This is a genomic window from Wolbachia endosymbiont (group A) of Myopa testacea (assembly GCF_964027115.1).
In the GTDB taxonomy this organism is placed as follows: Bacteria; Pseudomonadota; Alphaproteobacteria; order Rickettsiales; family Anaplasmataceae; genus Wolbachia.
This window is the reverse complement of record NZ_OZ034729.1, coordinates 480424-499586: the sequence shown is the minus strand read 5'-3', so window position 1 is coordinate 499586 and position 19163 is coordinate 480424. Positions and strand designations below refer to the sequence as shown.

Here is a 19163-nt window from a genome sequence, read left to right as displayed (position 1 = left end):
AACATTAAAGTATAATGAAATTATTTTGAATTAACTATCATATGGTTAAATTTCTATTTTGTTTGCTGTTATTGTTAGTAATAGTAAATATATTAAAATCTAAAGTATAATGAAAACTTATTCAGAAATTTTCGAATACTTTCAAGGCTTAAATAAAAGTATTTCTCTTATCAGGAGGTGTCTTTGACATAGAAAAATTAAAGTTGCGTCTTGAAGAGCTGGATTCCCAAGCGTCGAATGATAATCTGTGGCAAGACAATCAAAAGGCACAAGAAATTTTAAAAGAACGTTCTAAAATTAATAATGACGTAGAGTTGTTTTTAAAGCTGGAAAGCGATTACAACGATGCCATTAGCTTAATGAAGTCTGCTATTGATGAGAATGATGAAGAATTTTTCTCTGAAATTGAAAGTGAATTAGCTAAGCTAGAGAAATTAATCAAACTTAAAGAGACAGAATCCTTATTTACTGGTGAAGCAGATAACAATAACTGCTTTTTAGAAATCCACTCAGGAGCTGGTGGAACAGAGAGCAATGATTGGGCTGAAATGCTGATGCGCATGTATGTAAGATGGGCAGAAATTTATCACAACTTTAAAGTTGAAGTTGTAGAAAAATTAGAAGGAGAGTCGGTTGGTATAAAGTCTGCAATGATAAAAATCGTTGGAGAAAAAGCTTATGGGTGGGCAAAAAGTGAAAGTGGAATTCACAGGCTGGTTAGAATATCGCCGTTTGATGCAAATGGTAAACGTCATACCAGTTTTGCAAGTGTAGGAGTAACTCCAGTGATAGAAGATTCAATTGATATTGCTGTGGATGAAAAGGATCTAAAGATCGACACCTACCGTGCTTCCGGAGCAGGCGGTCAGCATGTGAACAAGACTGAAAGTGCGGTACGCATTACGCATATTCCAACTGGTGTTGTAGTTCAATGCCAAAATGGTCGTTCTCAACACAGAAATAAAGATGAGGCGTTAAAATTACTTAAAGGACGTTTGTACCAAATTGAACTGGAAAAAAAAGAACAGAAAATGGCTGAAGAGTATGGTAAAAAATGCGATATAGGCTGGGGCAATCAGATCAGATCGTACGTTATGCATCCATATCAAATGGTGAAGGATTTAAGAACTGGACATGAAGTAGGTAATATAAATTCTGTTTTTGATGGTAATATAGATTGTTTCATAGTTAGTGTGCTTACTAAGCAAAATTAGGTAGGGTTGACTTTCTTGTCATAATATATGATAATTAAAATATTGTTAAAGTAGGAGTAAAGTTATGACAATGAGCAATGATGAGTGGAGAAAAGTATTAACTGATGTAAATGCTTACGCAGATTATTATAAAAATAATATAATTACAAAAATACAGGAGAGGTTGCAATCATATCCTGAATACACAAAGTGGAAACAAGATAATTTTAACGTAAATCATAAATTTACTGTTTTTGATGAAACACTGTTATATTTAGCTGTTAAAAATGACTGTTTAGTATTGGTAAATATTCTATTAGGAATAGAAGGTATAAATGTTGATGCAGTAAACGAATATAATGGATATACTCCTTTGCATTTGGCTTGTGCAAATGATCAAACAGGAGTAGTAAATCTTCTATTGAAAAGAGAAGATTTAGATGTTAATGCAATAGATAAAGATAAACATACTCCTTTACATTTGGCTGTTGAGAAGAGCCATATTGGTGTGGTAAATAATCTATTAGAAGTAGGAGCAGACGTTAATGTAGAAGATGAAAATGGAAAGACTCCTTTGCACACGGCTGTTCAATTTGGCTGTGGAGAGGGAATAAAAGTTCTAATAGGAAAAGTGATGATAGGAGCTCTGATAAAAGCAGGGGCGAAAGTTAACGCAGAGGATAAAGATAAACATACTCCTTTAAATTTTGCTCTGGATAAAGAGATGGTAAGAACTCTAATGGTATTAGGGGCAGATGTTAATGCAAAAGATAATCATGAAGAAACTCCTTTGCATATTGCTGCTAGAAATGGCCATATAGAAATAGTAAAAACTTTAATACTATCAGAGGCAGACGTTGATGCAGAGGATGAAAGTAAACGTACACCTTTACATTTTGCTCAGGGTAAAGAGATAGTAAAAACTCTAATAGGAGCAGGAGCAAATGTTAATGCGTTAGATGAAAATGGATGTACTCCTTTGCATTGTGCTGTTCGAGATGGTCATACAAGGATAGTAAAGGCTCTAATAGAAAACGGAGCAGACTACTCATTAAAGAATAAAAATGGTAAAGCCCCAATAGACTTTAATGAACATGTGGAACGGCTTGCGAAGGAAAAGGAGCAAAAACAAGCTGAAAAAAATGCAAGAGAGAAAGGAATTTTTGCAGGTGGTTCAACAGCATTATTAGGCGCTGCTATAGCAGTGGCACTTTTTGCAACCGGGACAGTTGCAGTTGAATTGATGTCCGTAATGATAGCAGCAGCTATCATTACAGCAGCGGCACTAGCAGTTGGTGGTATTACTATAGCATATTAAAACCTAGTACTAAAATGGACGAAACGAAAGAAGCGCAAAACGTAAATGAGAATGTGCCAGGAGGTAGCAAGGCGGCAACTTGACATAGTTTTTTGAGCCATAGTATCAAGTTAAGCTTAAAATATGATTGAATAGTTGTTAATAATAGTGTATAATTATTAATCTTTTCTAAGCACTTTAGCTATGGCTATTTCTAAGTTTCTCGATCCTAAGAACGACTTTGCCTTTTGGCGTATTTTTGGCTCTGTAAATAATAAGGACATTCTTATTCACTTTCTTAATGATATGCTAGGCCTTACTGGTGTTGATCAGATAGAAGATGTTTCTTTCTTAAGTCCCATTCAGGATCCTGATATTGCTTCTCAAAAGCAGAGCATTGTTGATGTTCTCTGTACTGATTCTGCTGGAACCCAGCTAATTATTGAAATGCAAGTTGTTAAAACTACAGGCTTTGAGAAACGCGCTCAATACTATGCTGCTAAAGCTTATTCAAGTCAAGCTCACAAAGGTGATCAATATCAAGATCTTAAAGGAGTTATTTTTATTGCTATCGCCGATTTTATCTTATTTCCTAACAAGCTGGCTTACAAATCTGATCACGTTACTTTTGATAAAATTACCTATGAACATGATCTCAAAGATTTTAGTTTCACTTTCATCGAGCTACCAAAGTTTAATAAGACAAAAGAAGATCAGCTTTCAAATATTGTTGAAAAATGGATTTATTTTTTTAAGTACGCCGATGAAACTAGCGAAGAAGATCTACAGAAAATAATAGGTAGTGATGTTATTATTGGTAGAGCTTATGATGTGTTAAATCAATATAACTGGAGTAAAGAAGAACGTTTTGCTTATGATCAAACTAAGAAACATATTGATGATTATCTTTCTTCTATTCAACAAGGAAAAATTGAAGGCATCAAAATTGGTGAAGAGAAAGGTAGGAAAGAAGGTAGAGAAGAAGGAAAAATTGAAGTTGCAAAAACAATGCTAGTCAATAATATTGATGTTAACACTATTGTCAAGTGTACTGGCCTGTCCATTAGTGAGATTGAAGAATTGCAGAATTAAGTGTGAACGGTTACGGGTTCTCGTCTCCACCATGCTGTATAGAAAAAAGTCTGGATTCCAATTTGCATGACAATGTGGAGTATCTGCTTCTGTCATCCCAGTGAGATCTCTTATTCCATTTTATCAACAGTTTGTTTTGCAGTATCAAACAATTTTAATCCTATAATCCCGAATGTAACTAAAATAAAGCATATTACTTCGAATAAATTAACTGGTTCATTAAATAGGTAAACTCCAAGTATCGAAGCTCCTATAGCACCTACTCCAGTCCAAATTGCATAGCATACTCCGATAGGTATAGAACGTATAGCGAGCGAAAGTAAATACGTACTAAGAGCCATGGAGAGTATGCTAATTATTGATGGTACGAGATGAGTAAATCCACAACTATGCTTAAGTGTTATGACCCAGAACACTTCAATTAGTGACGATAAGAGTAAATATATCCAATTCATGCATAAATTTTTAGGTTTAAATAGAGAGCTTTAGCCCTATGGTTCCTATTACAATTAAAATGATACATAAAACTTGAGATAAATTAATATTCTCTGTGAAAGCGGTTGCACCAATTATAGTTATTCCAATTGTGCATATTCCAGAGGAAACTGCATAGCATACTCTAATAGGTAGAAAGCATGCTGCAAGAGATAAAAAATAAATGCTAATGATCATAATTACCAATGTTGCAATCGAAGGCACAACCTTAGTAAAACTGTTACTAAACTTTAGCGTTACAGCCCACAGTATCTCTAGGATACTAGACAGCAACAAATATAACCAGCACATTTTCGTAACATTTCAATCTTGTATTGTAACAGAAATTGTTAGTTAAAACTACACTAAAGTGCAATAGATCTCTCTTTCGAAATTGCTTTGAAAGCCAATATATTAAACTTAAAATAACATTCTAAAAAACTTTTCTACGAAATTCAATTCCTGTACGTCATTTGCTGCATAAAGAGGTGTAGTTTGTTGCTCAATACCTGGTATTTCTACAAAAACTTTGCCCACTCCTTGACCTTTTTTAATGGGTGCAGGTATCATATCTTTATATTCAATACGCACCTTAATTTGGTCATGCAATTTGCGGTTGTAAGTTATGGTAACATCGTTTGCAACTGTAATAGGCACTTTTTTATCTTTTCCATAGAGAACATTTACTTCCTCAACTACACTGTCTTTAGCAAATATTTTCTTAGTATTAAAATGTTTTAAGGAGTATTGTATCAGTCTTTTTGCTTCTTCTATTCGCTCTTTCTCAGTGTTTAAACCATTTACGACAGCAAAAATTCTCCTATCATTTCGTTTTGCAGATGCTACAATGCCATAACCACCAGCATTTGTATAACCGGTTTTTAAACCGTCAACCCCAATGTCGTGAAAAAGTAGAAGATTTTTATTCTTTTGTGCAATTTCGTTACATGTCAAATATTGTTCAGAAAATAAATCGTAATATTCAGGAAAATCAGTGAAAATCCTTTTTGCCAGCATTACCAAGTCTTTTGCGCTCATAAAATGATCTCCATCTGGCCACCCGCTTGAGTTGACAAAATGACTGTCATTCAGGTTCAAATTTTGTGCAACCTCATTCATTTCAGCCACAAAATTCTCTTCTGATCCTGCAATACCCTCGGCTAGTGTTATGCAGGCATCATTACCTGAGACTATTGTAATTCCTTCGAGTAATTCCCTCACCGTAACGGATTGACCTTCTTTCAAAAACATAGAAGAGCCTTTTCTTTCCCACGCTTTTCTGCTTACTCGAAATTTATCCTCCATATTTATTATTCCAGCTTTTAGATAATCGAAGGCTATATATAAAGTCATTAACTTGCTCATTGAAGATGGGGCCATTTTTTCATCGGAATTATGGTCAAAAATGAACGAGTCTGAAGCTAAATCTAAGATTACTGCTTGCTTTGCTTTGGTTCTAAACTGGTATGAGTATGAAGAAAAAGGAAGTATAAAAACTAATAGCAAAATTACCAATCTGCTTAACATATCTATAATTTTAAATTTACAGTGCACTAATTAATAGTATAATTTTACAGGGGCATTTCAATAGATCTCTTGCATAAAAATTCCTTGACAAGCTTTGCCAGCCCCCTTATCATGGAAGTGAAGCTATTGTATTTGCTTTCGCTAATCTGCAGATTAAAAGGTAAGGATTATTTAATGTATCGGCGTCTTATGTTCAATTTTTTGCAGTATATAGATACTGTATGTCTTTACAAAACTTCATCTACATCTAGATTTTTATCTAAATAAGCTGAACGCGCTTACAAAGCGTTACAAGACATCAAAAAATGCCAATACTCGACAAAGATAGTAAAGGACTAGCTAATTCGGGGTTTCTTTGCCTTTTTTTCTGCTTGGTAAATTTCTTAAACATTTGCAGCGTAGGTTAGTTGCAATTAAAAGCAGCTTAATCTCGCTTGTCAAGCGTTTAAAACATAAAAAACGCCAATATTTTAAAGCGGATAATAACCCCAGGGCTTCTTTTGCCTTTTTTTCGCTTGGTAAATTTCTTAATATTTATAGCAACATGAACTGGGCAGGAAGGTGTCATTCCAGTGCTCCTTTTTTTGTCATCCCAGTGCCCAGACACTGGGATCTAGCTAAGTTAGTGAGCGTAAAAGTAGCCAACCTTACGTTAAAACACAACGTTCTTGATGAGATTGCATAAAAACTGGATTCCTTACATCATAGAGGCACTGCCATTATAGAGTGAACCAGTGTCTGGGCACTGGGATGACAAAAAAAGGAGCTACTCGGATGACAAAAAAAGGAGCACTGGGATGACATTATAGGGGCACTGGGATGACACCCTGACAATCGTCATCCCGCTGCTTGTTAGCGGGATCTGCTGAGATACCGCGAATGAATTGCGGTATGATGTAGAGCTCGCGTCAGCTATTTTGATGACACCATTTACTGTCTTTAAAAATGAATGTTCTTATCAATTGTGCGTCATGCGCTTTATTAAATATTTTACTTAAAAATCTAACTTCTTATTATACAAGAGATAAGCAATTCACTAATGATGAAAAACTACGAAAAGGGGCATAGAAAGCGCCTAAGAGAGAAAATTATTTTAGATAATGGACAATCATTACTTGATTATGAAGTTTTAGAGCACATTTTATATTCAGCATACAGTAGAATTGATGTAAAGCCGATAGCAAAGAGTTTGATAGAAAATTTTGGCAGTTTGAATAAAGTTTTTAATGCTGACCTGGAAGCACTGCAAAATGTTGATGGTGTCAGCAATGCAGCAATATCTGCCATCTTTTGTGTGAAACAAGCCTTTGTTCGTTCTGCAAGAGAAGAAATAAAAGACCTGCCTATAATCGATAACTGGGAAAAATTGCTTGATTATTTAAGAATAAGCATAGGAAGCCTTAATAAGGAAAATTTTCGCGTCATCTATATGAATAAAAAGTATAGTCTAATAGCGGAAGACCTGCAAAACGTTGGTACAGTAGATCAAACTCCTCTTTATGTCAGAGAGATCATCAAGCGCGCACTTTTGATTGGTTCAACATCCATTGTAATATCTCACAATCATCCAAGCGGAGATACACAACCTTCAAATAGCGATATATCTCTCACTAGGCAACTAGCAGAAGCTTGCCAAAGTATAGGAATAGAATTAATAGACCACATTATTATTACATTCAGTAGCTATTTTAGTTTCAAGGAAAATAGGTTGTTGTGAAAGCTTGTAGATTTTGAAATCCTTTTTATTGCACTCTTGTAATCAAGTTTCGTTAAAGGTCGGATTGAATGGTTAAATCTTCCACCCAAATAACCACACACTCTACTTGCTTATTTGGATATATTTCGTGTACTAAGGTTTTATAGGTCAGCATTTGCTTTTTTATTTCATTTAATAAGGAAACAGAAACGTTACGGTGTGATTTGTAGTCAATTATGATCGCTTTATCTTGCGTTATGCATAGCCTATCTAGTCGTACTAATACTGGTTCGCCATCGATTATTCCACTTAGTGTAATCTCTGATTTGCCTTCTAAGTCAAACAAATAGCCATATTTTTCATTAAAGGCCAATATTTTACTGTAAATTTCATCCTTATCTTCACTGGTGTTTATATTGTCAAGATATTTTCTGACCCAGTTTTTTCTCCTTTCTTTTTCTATCTTGGGCATATATTGTAATATGCTGTGGATTATTAAGCCTCTTGTATAACTGTCTTTCGTTTCAGCGCTACTTTCTGTCATTCCAGTACCACTATTTGTCATCCCAGTGCGTGACACTGGGATCCAGGCTTCTTTTTCTCTGGATTCCAGCATCAAGTGCTGGAATGACACCGGAGAGTGAGTAGCTGATGCTGGTTCTCCTTCTTTTTTACTGGATTCCAGTGTCAAGCACTGGAATGACATTGATAGGTTTGGCGGAAGGGAAATGACTGGAACGTCAAAATAATCACGTTTTTTATAAATGTAAGGGTAGTTTGCGTTCACACATAGCACTTCAACTTTTTCTTTAAATATTGGCTGTAAGTATGCTTGTTTCTTTTCATATGGTTCTCCATACTGAGTGATTAGATCATACCAAGAGCCCTTTTGCACTGGCTCTTTACTTAAGATGTATAACTCATCTTCAGCACGTGTGAGTGCTACGTATAATAAACGCAAATATTCGTTATAATCCTCTAGTTTTTTCTCTCTTTTTACTTGATCACAATAAGCGTTATTGTTTTTTCCACACCAAAATGGCACTTCCGTTCCATCAAAGATAATGCTTTCACTGTTTCTTGGCACTGTGTTTGTATCAACCAAAAATACTATGGGAGCTTGCAGACCTTTTGATTTGTGAATTGTCATTATTCGCACAGCATTGCGTTCTGATTGCATATCATTCTTAATCTCCGGGTTATTCTCCTTGATCCACTGAACAAACGCTTGAAGAGATGGGTTTTCAAATTGCAACACAAGGTTCATAAATTCGTCTAGAACCTCGAAGCACTCAAGACCTAGCCTTGCAGCAAATTTCTTCTTACCTGTACGCAATATATGTGTAAATAGTGCAAGAGGAGACTCTATGCGAGATAAGTTAATGAGATAGTTTAATTCACTATAGATAACCACAGAATAATCCTGAATTCTTTCCCATAGTGAATGCTCTTTACGGTCATATGCAATGTTAAATAAATCATCCTCGGTAAAATTGAATAACGGTGATTTTAAAGCATTTGCAAAAGCTAGATCATTTGCCTGGAGGAGTAAAAATTCGGCCAAAGCTATTAAGTCCTGCACGGCTATATAGTCCATAATTCTAAAATAATCTCGGCCTACAACTGGCACGTTTGCTTTTTTAAGTTCGCTTATTATGTAATCAACTAACACGTTTCGTTGCCGTACCAGAATCACAATGTCCCTTGGCTCTATATGGCGATCTTTAGCGACTAAAATCCGCCCTTCGTTTAACCAATTGTGAATTCTGTTGGCTATTGTTTGAGCAAGTAATCGATCTGTTATTATATAATTTTCCCTGCATGTCAGAGGAATTTGTAAAGCTCGCTGTTCTTTCTCTTTACACTTTGGTAACGCTGGCCAAATTTCAATATATCCTTGATCATTTTCTCTATGTGGAACATGTTTTATTTCATTATCAACAAAAGATATTTCTGCGCGGAAGTTGTTAAATATTCTATCTACAAGCATTAAAACTTCTGGAGTTGAACGAAATGACTTTTCAAGTTGGCATGATATCCAATCTCTGCCACCAGTTTTCGTATGAAAGTATTGTTGCATGTAGTTGAATAGATGGGGATTTGCTCCTTGAAATCTGTATATGGATTGTTTTACGTCACCAACTACAAATAAGGTTCGCTTTTCATCATTACCGGCAAAAAATTCATCGCAGAGATTTGTTATAATTTTCCACTGGCTGATGCTATTGTCTTGTGCCTCGTCAACAAGGATGTGATCTATTTTTTGATCCAAGTTAAACAATATCCAATCTTTGTAGTTTGGATTGCTGAGAAGATTTGTTGCTAAGCCAATTATATCATTGTAGTCAATCAGTGCGTTTTTTGATTTTTCGCTACTGTATAGATCAACATATACTTTAAATATACCAAGTAAGCTACTGGTTCTCTTGAATATTTGATAAGAGTTCATGTCTTTTATATGAGTAAACACTACATTCTGAACGCTCTCTATTATTTGCTCTGCATCTCTAAATTTTTCCAAAGTACCTTTTGTTGCAATGGATAATATGCTCTTTTTTTCGTTTGATTCCGATTTTAAAAAGACCTTGACTAGGTTTTCTACTTTAGTGTCATTCCAGCGCGTGACGCTGGAATCTACACTTCTTTTCTTCTGGATCCCAGTGTCAGCTACTTGGATGACGGGGAGTGATGTTGGGATGACAGATGGCTTTGTGCTGTCACACCAATCATAGAGCATTGCACTATAACTCTGATCTCTTTTACTGCCTTCACTTAATATCTCGGCTAATCTTTTTATGTGCTCAGTCGTTTCACTCTGTAAGTCATGAATTTCATCTGGAGCACTGAGTTTATCTTTGATATATTCTGAATCATTTTCTGATATCGATCTTTTTATACATAAAGTATAAAGCAAATCGCGTAGCTTATTTTCATCAATTTCAGTTGCAATAAGATTGATATTATCCTGCACAGTTTCATTATGAAGCACTTTATTGAATATGATGGAATGTAATTCTTTACATTCACTCAGCGTACAATTTGGGGCGATGCCAGCTTCTATGGGAAAGTTGGAAATTAGTTTGTAACAGAAAGCGTGTATGGTTTGTATAGTTAGACCAAGATTTTCCAATTCAGAGAAAAGCCTTCTTGCTCTTGTTAAATAATCTTTATTTTCTCTGGTCGAGCACTGGGATGACATCGGAAAGAAATCTAATTGTTCTAAATCTGCTATCAACACACTCTCTGAGCATATTGCCCACTTACTGAGTATGCTGTGAACACGATTCTCCATCTCGTTTGCTGCAGCATTGGTGAACGTTAAGCAGAGAATATTTCTTTTGTTTTCTAATAAAAGTCTCAATACTCTGTCTATTAAGATTTTTGTTTTGCCTGTACCAGCGGACGCATTTACCCATACAGAGAAATTAGGATTTATGGCATTTTTTCTCATCAGAAGTGCGAAAACCTTATAAAAGTTGACTAAAATAGCATTATACATATAATGTAAAAATAATCTTAGTGAAGATATATAATGAAAAGTTTTTGTGTAAAGGCGCCTGCAAAAATCAATCTTTTTTTGCATGTTGTAAATAAGAAGGAAACAGGATATCACTTGATTGAAGGTTTATTTGTCTTTGCTAATCTTTCTAATTTTTTGGAAATAAAAGTAGGTGAGAAGTATTCTAGATACGATAACTCTACAGTTGAATTTGTAAATTCCGAACTTAGAATTAATAACAGTTACAACACCGTAATGAGAGCAGTTAATCTATTGCTTAGATATGCTCCTGCGCGAACTAAAGTCATTGTAAAGGTTGTGAAAAATATACCAATTGCTGCGGGTTTGGGCAGTGGCTCCTCAGATGCTGGAGCTGTGGTACGTACGCTAGGGAAGCTGTGGAAAATTGATAGGACGATTTTAAATGAAATAGCTTTAAGCGTTGGTGCTGATGTTCCTGCGAGTATAGATAGCAAGCCAGTTTTTGTTAGAGGTATTGGTGAAGAGTTGTGTCCCATAAAAAAATTCTCTCTACCCACAAATATAGTACTGGTGAAGCCGAAAAAAAAGTTTTTGAGCACACTAGAGGTATTTTCCAAACATGAAGGAGAATTTTCTGAGCCAATTAAATGGAGCGATGACGCTGAAAAGGATTTGTTGAAGCTTCTTAAAGAGACGAGAAACGATCTTCAAGAGATAGCAGTAAGTCTTGTACCTGAAATTCAGGATGTGATATCAACACTTGAGTCACAAGAAGGCTCTATACTTTCTCGCATGTCAGGCAGTGGTGTATCATGCTTTGGAATATTCGATAGTGAGGAAAATGCAAAAGCTGCTGTAGTTAATATCAGAGAAAAGCAACCAGAATGGTGGGTATGTGACACTCAATTAATAGTTTGACTTTATGGATATAACTCCCTTAATTTCCGAGAATAAAAATCTTATAAATGGTTACAGGGAAGGAAAATTTTTGGTGAATAATAGAGAATATTGCGGCTCAATTATAGTTTTTCCTGAAAAGGTGATTAAATTGAAAGAAAGTGATATAAATAGCAAGGAACATTTTAAATCTTTTTTAACAGAGGAAATAGAAATTTTGATAATAGGTACTGGTAAAACACGCAATATACCAAGTTCTTCAGCGAAGTCCTATCTTATGGAACAAAAAGGTTTAAATTTTGAATTTATGACAACCGGTGCAGCATGCAGAACCCATAACTTTTTAATATCCGAAGATAGATTTGTTGTCAGTTATCTAATAGCCATATAGCATGCTTGAAATGTTTACCCAGGACTTTTTCATCAATAGTCTAGTTGCAGTAGTCGTAATTAGCCTAGTAACAGGCGCTTTAGGATCGTTTATGATATGGCAAAGGTTATCTTATCTTGGTGATAGTTTGTCCCATTCTTCGTTGCTTGGTGTTGCACTTGCTTTAATCTTTAAGATTAGCCCATCGCTTAGCATAATGCTCATTGCAATTACATTTGCTATACTACTTTCTCTTAATTTTAACAGATTATATTCTGCTGATACGATATTGAACATTGTTACCAATGTAGTTTTATCATCGAGTTTAATACTTATGTCTTTTCTTCCATCGGGCAATAATAATATTATTAGCTCACTGTTTGGTGATATATTAACGCTCGATCAAAGTGATATAATATTGATTTTTTTAATCTCTGTAATAGTTACTTTGATATTAATATTTAGATGGCGTTATTGGTTAATGATTTCAATTAATCAAGATTTAGCAGTAGTTGAGAAGATTAATGTTAATTTTCTTAGACTAGAATTTTTAATCACTCTTGCTATATTTATAGCAATTGCTGCCCAATTAATAGGAATATTACTCATTGCTGCATTTTTGCTAATACCAGCAGCATCTGCAAGGCTCATTTCGAAAACTCCAATGCAGATGATTATTGTTGCAACAGTTTTTTCTGTGATTTCTGGGATATCAGGTCTGATGTTATCTGCAAGTTTTGATTTGTTAACTGGACCTGCAATTATACTTGTTGCAGCCGTATATTTAATTATCGCTTATTTTATAAGGTTAGTATTAAGCAGGTTGGCTTGATTTTAGTCTCGAATGTTAATAATTTTGTAATATACTCATTATAAAATATCACTATCTTAGCACAAAATAGTCTTTGCTATATTATTGTTTATGTGCTAATGATAAGCTGTGAATTTTATGGAGTAAGCAATATGAGCGAAGAAGGATTTTTTTCCAAATATATATCTCAACCTGTGAAAAAATTTTATAATTATATTACAGGAAAAACAGAAGAGTCGGATAATGTGCAGAGTACGGCAGATGATGTGCACAATATTGCGCAAGAAAACTCAGAGTCTTTGGATACTCATGTACAATCAAATGAGAATGATATCATATAGATGGCATGAGGGTCATACCATCCAAAGTTAAAAAATTCCTAGAGAAACCTGATGCTTTAAGTGGTGTGTTAATTCATGGAAGTGATAACAGTAGGGTTGGTTTTTATGTACAAGAAATAATTGCCAATTTAGATGAGTATTCAGTTCAGGTGATGGATTTTGCAATAGTGAATAAGTCACCCGGTTTACTGTTTTCTGAATTGGCAAACATTTCGATGTTTACCAGCAAAAAATTAATTAAGCTGATAAATGTGAGTGGAGGTATATCCAAAGAGTTAAAAAACGTATTGGATTATAACGCAAGTGGTCACTATGTAATGATGGTAGCAAGTGATCTTCCATATAATTCTGCAACTAAAAATTATATGGAGAGTTCAAAAATTTTTGGTGTGATTGCTTGCTATAAGGACAACAACAGCTATCTTTATGACATTATATCAAGTTACTTAAAACAAAATAATATAAAATGCACAAATGAGATAATCTACCATTTGCAATCTTACTTTAATCATAGCAAGCTGCCTATATGTTCAGAACTTGAGAAGTTAGTTTTGTACTTAGGGGAGAGAAAAGACCTAAAACTTACTGATATAGAATTATGCTTTTCAACTTCCGGCAACGACTATGCTACACTTGATGATCTATGCTCTGCCATAGCAAGTAAAGATATGTCGCGCTTCATTAGAATTTCTGATGCATTGATATCGCAAGAAAATTTTTCACCAATAGCGCTAATTCGCATTATATCAAATTATTTCCTACGCCTTGAAAACGTTTTGCTGTCAGTGCAAGGTGGAATGAGTGAGCAGGCTGCGATTGATCAGCTAAGTCCTCCATTGTTTTTTAAACAATTGCAGAGCTTTAAATCTCATTTGAAAAGTTTGCAACTTTCAGAACTTAAAAAGATTTTGGAAGAATTGATAAGCTTAGAAGTTACCTGTAAAAAAACTGATTTAGATCATAAAATGATTTTTCAGCAGGTGATTTGTCATATTACAAATACAATTACTTGCTATAGCTAACAAAGATAAGGTGTAACCAGACTGCATTCTGTGATTTTTAGCAAAACACGATCTTTCATTTGAGCTTTCTTCAATTTAAAATAAATACAGAAAATTGCTGCCTATAGCTAAACTGACTTAGATTTACCGACAATTTGAAAAACCGTCATTCCGCTACTAGTTAGCGGAATCTATCCGCAACGGCATGACGTGTTGCTTGGGTCAGCTATAGAATATAGATCAGAAGTGACAGAGCTTAAAAAAAGGCCTAATATAACACAAAAAGCTTTATGAAAATCAGAGTTGGAGTAATAGGCTGCTTAGGCAGAATGGGCAAGAAAATACTCAATGAATTAATCACAAATGCCGAAGTGGAAATAGCAGGTGCTGTTGCCCGTTCAGGCAGTAAGTACATGGGCTTAGATATTGGACCAATTATAGGCTGCGGTTCCAATCTAGGAATTGAAGTTACAAGTTCTATGAGTGGCATATTTGAGTCATCTGACGTTGTAATAGATTTTACAACTAAAGAATGTATGTTAGACTGCCTTAAAGCATCTGTAAAATTTAAAACACCGCTAGTTAGTGGCACAACTGGAATAGAAGGTGTCGATTTAAAAGAGTATGCTGCTGAAGTTCCAATATTATGGTCAGCAAATATGAGTGTTGGGGTTAATGTGTTGCTGAAATTGGTAAAAAAAGCTGCTGAGCTTTTAGGTAATGAATATGACGTTGAGATTTGGGAAATGCATCATAACTTAAAAAAGGATTCACCATCTGGAACAGCTATAGAACTTGGCAAAACAATTGCTAACGCTTCAAAAGTGGATTTTCAGTCCAATCAATATTTACATAGTGGTTCAAACATAAGAAAAAAGGGGGAAATAGGTTTTGCAGTATCTCGTGGAGGTGGAGTAATAGGAGATCACAGCGTGATGTTTGTTAATTCTGATGAACGGATAGAACTAAACCACAAAGCAATTGATCGCACAACATTTGCTAGAGGAGCTGTTCAAGCAGCAGTATGGCTATATGAAAATAAAAGAGAAATTCCGGGGCTCTATTCAATGCAGGATGTGATATGAGCAATACACGTGCCTCTGTTAAAGATTTAAATCTCTGGTATGGCTCTAAGCAAGTTTTATTCGATATAAATTTGAATATTTATAAAAGAAAAGTTACTACTTTTATCGGACCATCCGGGTGCGGTAAATCAACATTTTTGCGTTGTTTTAATCGTATGAATGACTATGTACCTGGATGCAAAACTGTTGGTGAATTAGATATCGATGGGCTGGGTGATATATATTCACGCGATATGGATGTTGTGCTACTCAGAGCAAAAGTTGGCATGGTATTTCAAAAGCCAAATCCTTTTCCAAAATCAATATATGACAATGTTGCTTATGGGCCAAAACTGCATGGTATGGTGAAGGATAAGCAAAAATTGAATGAGATGGTGGAAAATAGTTTAACTAAAGTTGGCTTATGGGAAGAATTAAAAGACAGATTGCAAGATAGTGCACTCGATTTATCTGGTGGCCAACAACAGAGGCTATGCATCGCTCGCGCAATTGCAGTGAAGCCAACTATTTTATTAATGGATGAACCGTGCTCCGCTCTTGATCCAATGGCAACCAATGCAATCGAAAATCTTATACAAGAGCTGAAATTAAGGTTTACTATAATTATGGTAACTCATTCAATGAAGCAAGCTAAAAAGTTATCTGATAGTGTAATTTTCTTTCATAATGGCAGAATTGTTGAGTCTGGAAGCACTCAAGAAATATTTGAAAATGCTCAATCTCCCTTAACAAAGGAGTATATCCTGGATCATTAAATTTCTGTCATCAAAGTAGCCTGGCTACTTTAAAAAATGTATCCGTATGCCGTATCTGTCGTTCAGCATGGTATAGCTAAACTGACTTAGATTTACCGACAACCGTCATCCCGCTGCTTGTTAGCGGGATCTATAGCTAAAGTGGCTTAGGTTTACCTACAATTTGAAAAACAACAAATTCGTCATTCCGCTACTAGTTAGAGCCGCGGCGGTATGACGTAGGGAAACCTTTCTTGGGTTAGCTATAGAGATACCGCCGCGGTATGACGTACTGACTTGCACTAGCTATAGATCTAAAGTGAAACTTGAGTGAGAAATATTTAAGTAATAATTTTCCGCCACAAACAATACTTTCTTTGTTTGCTAGTGCAATAGAAGTCTAATCTACTTTCAATTCCCCAGTATGTAAACTGCGCGGTAAGGACTCTAATTCCTTTGCAGCACTTAAACTTTTATTTTTTGCATGTATACCAAGCTTATTGAATTCTCGGGCAGCAGGAAACACCCTTGCTTCAAGCGAACCAGCAGTTTTATTATAATGATCGACAGCACTTTTTAAGCTCCTGCGCAAATTATCAAAGTTTTCGCCCATTATGCAAATGCGCTCATATAAAATATGACCTAGTTCACTGATTTTCTTTGCATTTTCAGCTATCATCTCTTGCTTCCATCCATATGCTATTGCTCTCAGCAACGCAATTAGAGTGATCGGTGTTGCAATGATCACTTTTTTTTCCACTCCAATCTCTATCAAAGCAGGCTCATATTCCAGTGCTGCACTAAAAACCCCCTCCCCTGTTAAGAAAAGCACCACAAGTTCTGGCGTATTTTCAAATTGATTCCAATACTCTTTTTTACCCAAGTCATTTATGTGTTTTTTTATTGCCAGGGAATGATTCTTTAATTTCTCCTTTTGTATTTGCAAATCATTTTGTGATATAGCATCCATGTAAGAATCAAGCGGCACTTTAGCATCTATTATTATTTGTTTTCCAGATGGCATTTTGATTATTAAATCAGGACGCAATAAATTATCCTCGTTTTTATCAACCACTGACGGCTGAGTAAAAAAATCGCAATATTCAATCATTCCCGCCATTTCTACCACTCTCTTTAACTGCATTTCACCCCATTTTCCTCTAATGTGGGGCTTTCTCAAGGCATTAGCAAGGCTAGAAGTTTGGTTCATCAGCGCTCCAATTTGCTCCTTTAAACCTTCATAGGCCCCTACCCTCTCCTTTTCTAGCTCACGTATTTCGTTATCGAATTTTTCTAATTTTTCTTTTATTGGCGTTACAACTTCGTTGATCGTTGCTTGTCTTTTTTTGAAATCGCTTTCTGTTTCTTTTAATTTACTATCAATTACTTCCTTTGCTAAGTTCAGAAAATTGTTATTGTTCACTTGCAAGGCATCAAGAGAGAGCGCTTTAAAAGTGTTTGTTAATCTCTCCTCTGCTTTTGTTAGTAATTCTATTTCCTTTTTCTTTTCCTCACGTTCTTTTTGCAGAGTTACTTCAAGTTCTGCTCTTTTGACCCTTAAATCAACTATTTCTTCATTCTTCGTAAGCAAACTTTGTTTTGTTTCTTGAAGTTCTTGCTCTAATTTACATAAATTACCCTCAAGGTTTGCTTTCTTTTCGCTCAGTTTTTTTACGATAATGTAGAAAAATAGTAATAGAGAAACAACCAGAGCTATAGAATTGAAAAGCATCAGAATAAAAAAACTGCGTTTACAATTCTATATGATTTTTGTGTGTATAGCTATAAGTAACGACGTCATACCGCACACAACTGTACGAATGTCTAGTTTAGTTATAAAATGTATATAAAATATTAACCGCTGATGTCATCCCAGTGCGTGACACTGGGATCTAAATTTTATGAAAAACTATTATATTTATATACTTGCAAGTAGACACAATAAGGCTCTATATATAGGTGTTACGTCGAATTTAATTAAACGAATTTGGGAGCATAAGAACAAGGTTATTTCCTGTTTACATCGAAATATAATGTGCATAAATTAGTTTATTTCGAGGAATTTCAAGATGTAGATTCGGCTCTTAATAGAGAAAAACTTTTAAAAAGTTGGAAAAGAGAATGGAAAGTCGATTTAGTTGCAAGAAAAAACCCAAATTGGTATAATTTATATTATGAAATCACGAAATGAGATCCCAGTGTCACGCACTGGGATGACACAAGTAGGAGCTGGGATGACAACGTTCATACAGTTTGGACGGTATGACGTACTTATTTATATAGTATAATATAAAAAAAAGAACACCTAAAGAGGTGCTCTTTTTGAAGAGTTTGCTACAATGATTATGCATTAACTGATAGATCATCACCAACAGTGTGTTGTTCTGCTTCTGAATTAGTAGTTTCTGAATTTGGTGTGTTACTATTTGCAACAACTTTGGGAAACGTAATCGGATTTTTAGATATCTGAGTTACGGCAACGATTGCTTGCTTCTCATTCAGATCTAACATCTGCTTCATTGTTGCCAGTTCGTCAGACGAAGTTTTACCATCATGAGATGCTACTGACTCTATACTCAAGAATGCACCCTCACTGTTATTAGCGTCAATAAGTTTGTTGCAAGTAATTTGGAATATCCCTCCTTTTTCACATTTGATATATACACGGTATTTTAATTTATCCATACTCTCGGTATAATTAAGATCAATGTTACCACTAAGACCTACACCATCACCAAAAATTTTAGATGTATGATTTGTCGTTACAAATAGTTCCAGTACTCCATTTGTGTTTTCACAAATACTGCCAATAACAGGTAATTCATCATGTGGCTGTTCAGGCTTAGCTTCATTATCCAAAGTTTTTGGTAATGTCTCGTTTGAAAACTTTCCTTGCTGTGATGTATTTTGTTTGGTAACCCTTGTTTCACTTTTTTTACCACCAAACAACCACTTCCAGCCTGATGAAATTTTTCTTGCAATCCACGAAATTCCTGTGCGATCAGCAATCCACTTAAAAAACTTTTTTATTTTTTCCCACATATTTACTCCTTAAATTAATAATAAATTAACTTAATTATTTCATAAATAGTATAACATATCAACTATTTTTTACTTTAAAGAGGAAATACATGGTAAAAAAAGAAGTAAAAAGGTTTTGAAGC

The 19163-nt window shown here is 35.0% G+C and carries 19 protein-coding genes; 13 read left to right on the top strand and 6 right to left on the bottom strand.

The features are described from left to right. Positions 1–109 precede the first annotated feature (109 nt). The 3 genes from prfB to AAGD91_RS02445 all read left to right on the top strand — a co-directional run bounded on the left by prfB (position 110) and on the right by AAGD91_RS02445 (position 3582). Positions 110–1214 (top strand): peptide chain release factor 2 gene (prfB, locus tag AAGD91_RS02455; RefSeq protein WP_341821380.1). Its coding sequence is split into 2 segments (ribosomal slippage): positions 110–184 and positions 186–1214, totalling 1104 coding nucleotides; the frame shifts between segments, so codons are not numbered across the junction. Positions 1215–1278: 64 nt separating this feature from the next. Further along, positions 1279–2511, top strand: a complete 1233-nt coding sequence (locus tag AAGD91_RS02450) for an ankyrin repeat domain-containing protein (RefSeq protein WP_341821379.1) — start codon at positions 1279–1281, stop codon at positions 2509–2511. 183 nt (positions 2512–2694) lie between these two features. Beyond that, positions 2695–3582 (top strand): Rpn family recombination-promoting nuclease/putative transposase, encoded by an 888-nt coding sequence (locus AAGD91_RS02445; protein ID WP_341821378.1) that lies wholly within the window; start codon positions 2695–2697, stop codon positions 3580–3582. 110 nt (positions 3583–3692) lie between these two features. Here the strand turns inward: AAGD91_RS02445 and AAGD91_RS02440 are convergent, their stop codons facing one another. The 3 genes from AAGD91_RS02440 to AAGD91_RS02430 all read right to left on the bottom strand — a co-directional run bounded on the left by AAGD91_RS02440 (position 3693) and on the right by AAGD91_RS02430 (position 5583). Beyond that, positions 3693–4037, bottom strand: a complete 345-nt coding sequence (locus AAGD91_RS02440) for a DMT family transporter (RefSeq protein ID WP_264732404.1) — start codon at positions 4035–4037, stop codon at positions 3693–3695. 16 nt (positions 4038–4053) lie between these two features. Further along, a complete protein-coding gene (locus AAGD91_RS02435; protein ID WP_064124961.1) occupies positions 4054–4368 on the bottom strand; it encodes a DMT family transporter in 315 nt (104 codons plus the stop codon). Between the two features lie 108 nt (positions 4369–4476). After that, positions 4477–5583 (bottom strand): D-alanyl-D-alanine carboxypeptidase family protein, encoded by a 1107-nt coding sequence (locus AAGD91_RS02430; RefSeq protein WP_341821377.1) that lies wholly within the window; start codon positions 5581–5583, stop codon positions 4477–4479. 1042 nt (positions 5584–6625) lie between these two features. Between AAGD91_RS02430 and radC the strand changes: the two genes are divergently transcribed. Beyond that, positions 6626–7300, top strand: a complete 675-nt coding sequence (gene radC / locus AAGD91_RS02425) for a RadC family protein (RefSeq protein WP_341821496.1) — start codon at positions 6626–6628, stop codon at positions 7298–7300. A 52-nt stretch (positions 7301–7352) separates the two neighbouring features. Here the strand turns inward: radC and AAGD91_RS02420 are convergent, their stop codons facing one another. Further along, complete coding sequence (locus tag AAGD91_RS02420) at positions 7353–10730, bottom strand: UvrD-helicase domain-containing protein (protein WP_341821376.1); 3378 nt, start codon at positions 10728–10730, stop codon at positions 7353–7355. Between the two features lie 81 nt (positions 10731–10811). On the opposite strand from AAGD91_RS02420, the gene AAGD91_RS02415 reads away from it, so the two are divergent. From AAGD91_RS02415 to pstB, 7 genes are all read left to right on the top strand, one after another. Then, positions 10812–11678: a 4-(cytidine 5'-diphospho)-2-C-methyl-D-erythritol kinase gene (locus AAGD91_RS02415; RefSeq protein ID WP_341821375.1), complete on the top strand. Its 867-nt coding sequence runs from the start codon at positions 10812–10814 to the stop codon at positions 11676–11678. A gap of 4 nt (positions 11679–11682) precedes the next feature. Then, positions 11683–12048 carry an Mth938-like domain-containing protein gene (locus AAGD91_RS02410; RefSeq protein ID WP_341821374.1) on the top strand — a complete coding sequence of 122 codons (366 nt, stop codon included), beginning with the start codon at positions 11683–11685 and terminating at the stop codon, positions 12046–12048. Between the two features lies 1 nt (position 12049). After that, positions 12050–12859 (top strand): metal ABC transporter permease, encoded by an 810-nt coding sequence (locus AAGD91_RS02405; RefSeq protein ID WP_341821373.1) that lies wholly within the window; start codon positions 12050–12052, stop codon positions 12857–12859. Between the two features lie 131 nt (positions 12860–12990). After that, complete coding sequence (locus AAGD91_RS02400) at positions 12991–13179, top strand: hypothetical protein (RefSeq protein WP_096618007.1); 189 nt, start codon at positions 12991–12993, stop codon at positions 13177–13179. 5 nt (positions 13180–13184) lie between these two features. Further along, positions 13185–14201 carry a DNA polymerase III subunit delta gene (gene holA, locus AAGD91_RS02395; RefSeq protein ID WP_341821371.1) on the top strand — a complete coding sequence of 339 codons (1017 nt, stop codon included), beginning with the start codon at positions 13185–13187 and terminating at the stop codon, positions 14199–14201. Positions 14202–14470: 269 nt separating this feature from the next. Continuing rightward, the gene (gene dapB, locus AAGD91_RS02390; RefSeq protein WP_341821370.1) at positions 14471–15265 is read left to right on the top strand and encodes a 4-hydroxy-tetrahydrodipicolinate reductase; all 795 of its coding nucleotides are present in this window, start codon (positions 14471–14473) and stop codon (positions 15263–15265) included. After that, positions 15262–16020, top strand: coding sequence for a phosphate ABC transporter ATP-binding protein PstB (pstB, locus tag AAGD91_RS02385; RefSeq protein ID WP_253307333.1), 759 nt, complete (start codon positions 15262–15264; stop codon positions 16018–16020). The genes dapB and pstB overlap by 4 nt, the downstream gene beginning before the upstream one ends. 379 nt (positions 16021–16399) lie before the next feature. Here pstB and rmuC read toward each other — a convergent pair whose 3' ends face one another. Next, positions 16400–17731 carry a DNA recombination protein RmuC gene (gene rmuC / locus AAGD91_RS02380; protein WP_341821369.1) on the bottom strand — a complete coding sequence of 444 codons (1332 nt, stop codon included), beginning with the start codon at positions 17729–17731 and terminating at the stop codon, positions 16400–16402. 169 nt (positions 17732–17900) lie between these two features. Here rmuC and AAGD91_RS06355 point away from each other — a divergent pair, with 169 nt between their 5' ends. After that, on the top strand, positions 17901–18047 hold the full coding sequence (locus AAGD91_RS06355; protein ID WP_410541924.1) for a GIY-YIG nuclease family protein: 147 nt from the start codon (positions 17901–17903) through the stop codon (positions 18045–18047). Then, a complete protein-coding gene (locus AAGD91_RS06350; RefSeq protein WP_410541937.1) occupies positions 18035–18190 on the top strand; it encodes a hypothetical protein in 156 nt (51 codons plus the stop codon). The genes AAGD91_RS06355 and AAGD91_RS06350 overlap by 13 nt, the downstream gene beginning before the upstream one ends. 152 nt (positions 18191–18342) lie before the next feature. On the opposite strand, the gene AAGD91_RS02370 is transcribed toward AAGD91_RS06350, so the two are convergent. After that, on the bottom strand, positions 18343–19041 hold the full coding sequence (locus AAGD91_RS02370) for a hypothetical protein (RefSeq protein ID WP_341821368.1): 699 nt from the start codon (positions 19039–19041) through the stop codon (positions 18343–18345). Between the last annotated feature and the right edge of the window lie 122 nt (positions 19042–19163).